Below are 3688 nucleotides of genomic sequence, written 5' to 3'. Positions count from 1 at the left end.
GCTCGACCTCGACCGTCTGGCCCGGCGCTTGCTCATTCGATCTCGCAACACGAGGTCATCAGCATGAGAGCCGCCGCAATCACCTGGCATCCGAACGCGCCGAAGCCGCTTGCGCTGGTGCTGGGCACCAATGAGATCGCCTCCGCCATCGCGGCGAAGCTCAGCCACGCGCGCTTTGCGATCGTGCTCTGTCATGACGCCTTCCCGCCGGTGATCCGGCGCGGCATGGCGTTCCACGACGTCCTGTTCGGCGAGGCGCGCGACCTCGACGGCGTGACCGGCGCGCGGGCCGGGAGCATCACGGACGTCGTGCGGATTCACCGCGAGCCCTGCCAGGTCGCGGTGACCGGGATGCACCTCACCGACATCATCGCCTACCGCTACCCCGCGGTCATCGTCGACGCCCGCATGCAGAAGCATCTGGTGACGCCGGACCTGCGCGGCGTCGCCGCCATCGCCGTCGGCATCGGCCCGCGCTTTGCGATCGGGCGCAATTGCGACATCGCGATCGAGACGCATCCGTGCGAGACCGGCGCGATCGTCGCCGAAGGCCACACCCGCAACGCCGACGGCAAGGCGCGCGATCTCGGCGGCGCCGGGCGCGAGCGCTTCGTTTATTCCGACCAGGACGCCGTCTGGCACACGCCGCTCGACATCGGCACCCGCGTCTACAAGGGCCTGCAGCTCGGCTCGCTCGGCGGCAAGCCGGTGCTGGCGCCGCTCGACGGCGCGCTGCGCGGCATCGCGCGCGACGGCTTGCGCGTGCCGGCCAACGTCAAGCTGCTGGAGATCGACCCGCGCGGCCGCCACGCCGCCTGGACCGGCATGGACGAGCGTGGCCAGTCGATCGCCGCGAGCGTCGTGTCGGCCGTTCACCAGATCATGCGAACCGGACGGACGGCGGGCCGCATCTCCGCCAATGTGTGAGGAGGACTGCCATGGCTTCAGTCGATATCGGAACGTGCCGGATCGTGGCGCTGCAGGGCGCTGCGTCGCCGGTGATTCAGGATCTGCTCGGCGACTTCGCCGTGCGCCTCGCGGACGCGGGCTTGCGCGTGTCCGGCGTCGTCGAGAGCAGCGCCGACAAGGCGAAGCCGTGCAAAGCCATGGTGCTGCGCAGCCTCGACGACGGCAGACTGTTCTCGATCTCGCAGGATCTCGGTCCGGGATCGCTGGCCTGCAACCTCGATCCGGAAGGCCTGGTGCTGGCCTGCGCCGCCGTGCAGCGATCGATCCTCCGCGGCACCGACGTCGTCATCCTCAGCAAGTTCGGAAAGCAGGAGGCGGCCGGCGGCGGCCTCGCCGACGCCTTCGGCTCGGCGATCTCGGCCGGGCTTCCGATCATCACCGCGGTCTCGCCGGCGATGGTGGAGGCGTGGACGCGGTTCGCCGGCGTGTTCGCCGAATGTGTCACGGTCGACGTGGCGTGCGGTCCCGGCTGGATCGAGGCGTGGGCCGGCCGCAGGGTGACATCGCCCATCGCCCATGACATGATCGGCGCCCAACACGAGCGGATCGGAATGGGATGAAGGGCGAAGCTCAGATCGCATTGACCATCAGCTTCGGCAACGGCGGCAGCCTGTCGCCGGAGGATCTGCAGCTGATCGAGTTCGTTCGCAGGGAGCGCTCGATCCTCGGCGCGGCGCGCGCCAGCGGCATCTCCTATCGCAAATGCTGGCTGATGGTCGATGCGCTGAACCGCACCTTCGAGACGCCGGTGTTCGAGACGCATCCCGGCCGCCGCGGTGGCGGCGCCGAGATCACCGCGTTCGGCGAGCGGCTGATCGCACTGTACCGCTCGATGGAGCGGCGCACCCGTACGGCGACCACGGCGGCGCTCGGCGAATTGCAGAAGGCTACCGATCCCCGCTATCAGAAGCGGGCCAGCGGCGCGGCCGAGGCAGCTCCGAAGGCCGAACCGCGCCGGGCCCGATCGCGACGCTCTTGATCATCGCCCAGGCCGAGAGGTCCGGTTCCAGCGCCAACCGCTCGACCGACTCCAGCGTGACCAGCGCGTGCAGCTTCGTTGAACCGAGATCGAAGGTGACACGCACATAGGGCGGGTCGAGCGGCAGAATCTCCTCGATTCGGCCGGGCAGCCGGTTGGTGATCGACACATCCATCGGCCGCGACAGTGCGATCGAGACGTCGCGCGCCTCGATGGTCACGGAGACGCCGGCATCCACGGCAGCGTCGACCATCGGCACGCGCAGCTCGCCGTCGGCGAAGAACAGCGTCGACATGCCATATTGCGGATCATGCCGCAGCACGCGCGCCGGCACGGTGGTGCTGAGCACGATCGAGGAGGCCGCGACGGACGATGGCTTGCTGGTCATGATCGAGACAATGGCGGCTGGCCGCCATGCCGGCGGACACGGAGAGCGTTCGAGAGCATGACGCCAGTTTGCCGCATTGCCGTCGCGTAGGCAAATCGACACGCCTGTGCCGAACGCAACACCGCGCCGGCCAGCCGGCGCGACGTCCGCAGGAAACAGCGCGGAAATCGCCGGTCGATGCGCCCAGACCCGACACGAGACGGCATGGTCCGCCTTTTGCTATATCCATCCAAATATAGCTGAACGGAGTCCCGCCATGCGCCCCGCCTCCCCGTCCCTGTCACGCCGCAGCCTGCTCGCGGGCGCGGCGCTGAGCGCGCTGCCGCTCGGAGACGCCAAGGCGAAGCCGATTGCAGGTCTCGAAATCCTCGGCGCGCCGACCGGCGCCACCATCTCGCTGGTCCGTGCCTTGAGCTCCGGCGCGCTGGCGGCGGCCGCGCCGGATGCGAGTTTCCGGCTGTGGCGCGACACCGACGATTTGCGCGCGGCGATCGTGAGCGGCCATACCCGGCTGTTCTCGACGCCGACCCATGTGCCGGCCAATCTCGCCAACCGCGGCATGCCGCTGAAGCTGCTGTGCCTGCTCGGCATGGGACATCTGACGGTCGTGGCCGACGACGACAAGATCAAGAGCTTTGCCGATCTCGCCGGCCAGCCGGTGCTCGGCTTCTTCCGCAACGACATGCCCGACCTCGTGTTTCGCGCCTGCGCGAAGATGGAGGGGCTCGATCCCGACAAGGACATCAAGCTGTCCTATGTGCAGACCGGCATGGAGGCGGCGCAGATGCTGGCCTCGGGCCGCGCCTCGGCCGCCATTCTGTCGGAGCCGCCGGCGACGGCGGCGATCATGTTGGCGGGCCAGCAGGGCCGGACGCTGCATCGCGCGATCAATTTGCAGCAGGTCTGGGCCAAGCATCGCGCGAAGAACGGCATCCCCATGGTCGGCATCGCCGTGCATGCCGCGCTGCTCGACGACTCCCCGGAGCTGATCGATGCGCTGCGCCAGGCGCTGCCGCAGGCGCGCGAATGGGTGCTCGCGAACCGCGCCGACGCGGCGGCACTGGCGGACGCGAAGATGCAGATGCGGCCGATGATCTTCGAGAAGGCGCTCGACCATTTCAACATGCGCATCGTGCCGGCCGAAGCCGCGCGCGCCGACCTTACGCTGTTCTACCAGACCATCCTCGACCTCGCGCCCGACGCGCTGGCCGGAAGGCTGCCGGGCGACGATTTCTATCTCGCGCCATGAGCGTCGCCGGCCGCGTGCTATGGGGCCTCATTGGCCTGGCGGCGGTGTGGGCCGCCTGGGAGCTCGGCCATCGCGCCTTCGGCCCGTTCGTGCTGCCACGTCC

5 protein-coding genes are annotated in these 3688 nt (G+C 69.0%); 4 read left to right on the top strand and 1 reads right to left on the bottom strand.

Annotated elements, in window-relative coordinates; all coding sequences use genetic code 11:
- Nucleotides 1-63 precede the first annotated feature (63 nt).
- From BRAS3809_RS19470 to BRAS3809_RS19460, 3 genes are read left to right on the top strand one after another with little or no spacing between them, the layout of a single operon-like run.
- On the top strand, nt 64-927 hold the full coding sequence (locus tag BRAS3809_RS19470) for a xanthine dehydrogenase (protein WP_008963780.1): 864 nt from the start codon (nt 64-66) through the stop codon (nt 925-927).
- A gap of 11 nt (nt 928-938) precedes the next feature.
- Nucleotides 939-1529, top strand: a complete 591-nt coding sequence (locus BRAS3809_RS19465) for a DUF2478 domain-containing protein (RefSeq protein WP_008963779.1) — start codon at nt 939-941, stop codon at nt 1527-1529.
- The gene (locus tag BRAS3809_RS19460) at nt 1526-1948 is read left to right on the top strand and encodes a winged helix-turn-helix domain-containing protein (protein WP_008963778.1); all 423 of its coding nucleotides are present in this window, start codon (nt 1526-1528) and stop codon (nt 1946-1948) included. Before BRAS3809_RS19465 ends, BRAS3809_RS19460 begins: the two co-directional genes overlap by 4 nt.
- On the opposite strand, the gene BRAS3809_RS19455 is transcribed toward BRAS3809_RS19460, so the two are convergent.
- Nucleotides 1857-2336 (bottom strand): TOBE domain-containing protein, encoded by a 480-nt coding sequence (locus tag BRAS3809_RS19455; RefSeq protein WP_008963777.1) that lies wholly within the window; start codon nt 2334-2336, stop codon nt 1857-1859. The genes BRAS3809_RS19460 and BRAS3809_RS19455 overlap by 92 nt on opposite strands.
- Nucleotides 2337-2592: 256 nt before the next feature.
- Here BRAS3809_RS19455 and BRAS3809_RS19450 point away from each other — a divergent pair, with 256 nt between their 5' ends.
- Nucleotides 2593-3585, top strand: coding sequence for an ABC transporter substrate-binding protein (locus tag BRAS3809_RS19450; RefSeq protein ID WP_008963776.1), 993 nt, complete (start codon nt 2593-2595; stop codon nt 3583-3585).
- Nucleotides 3586-3688 lie beyond the last annotated feature (103 nt).

Source organism: Bradyrhizobium sp. STM 3809 (assembly GCF_000239795.1).
Taxonomy (GTDB): domain Bacteria; phylum Pseudomonadota; class Alphaproteobacteria; order Rhizobiales; family Xanthobacteraceae; genus Bradyrhizobium.
This window is presented reverse-complemented; position numbering and strand designations above follow the sequence as displayed.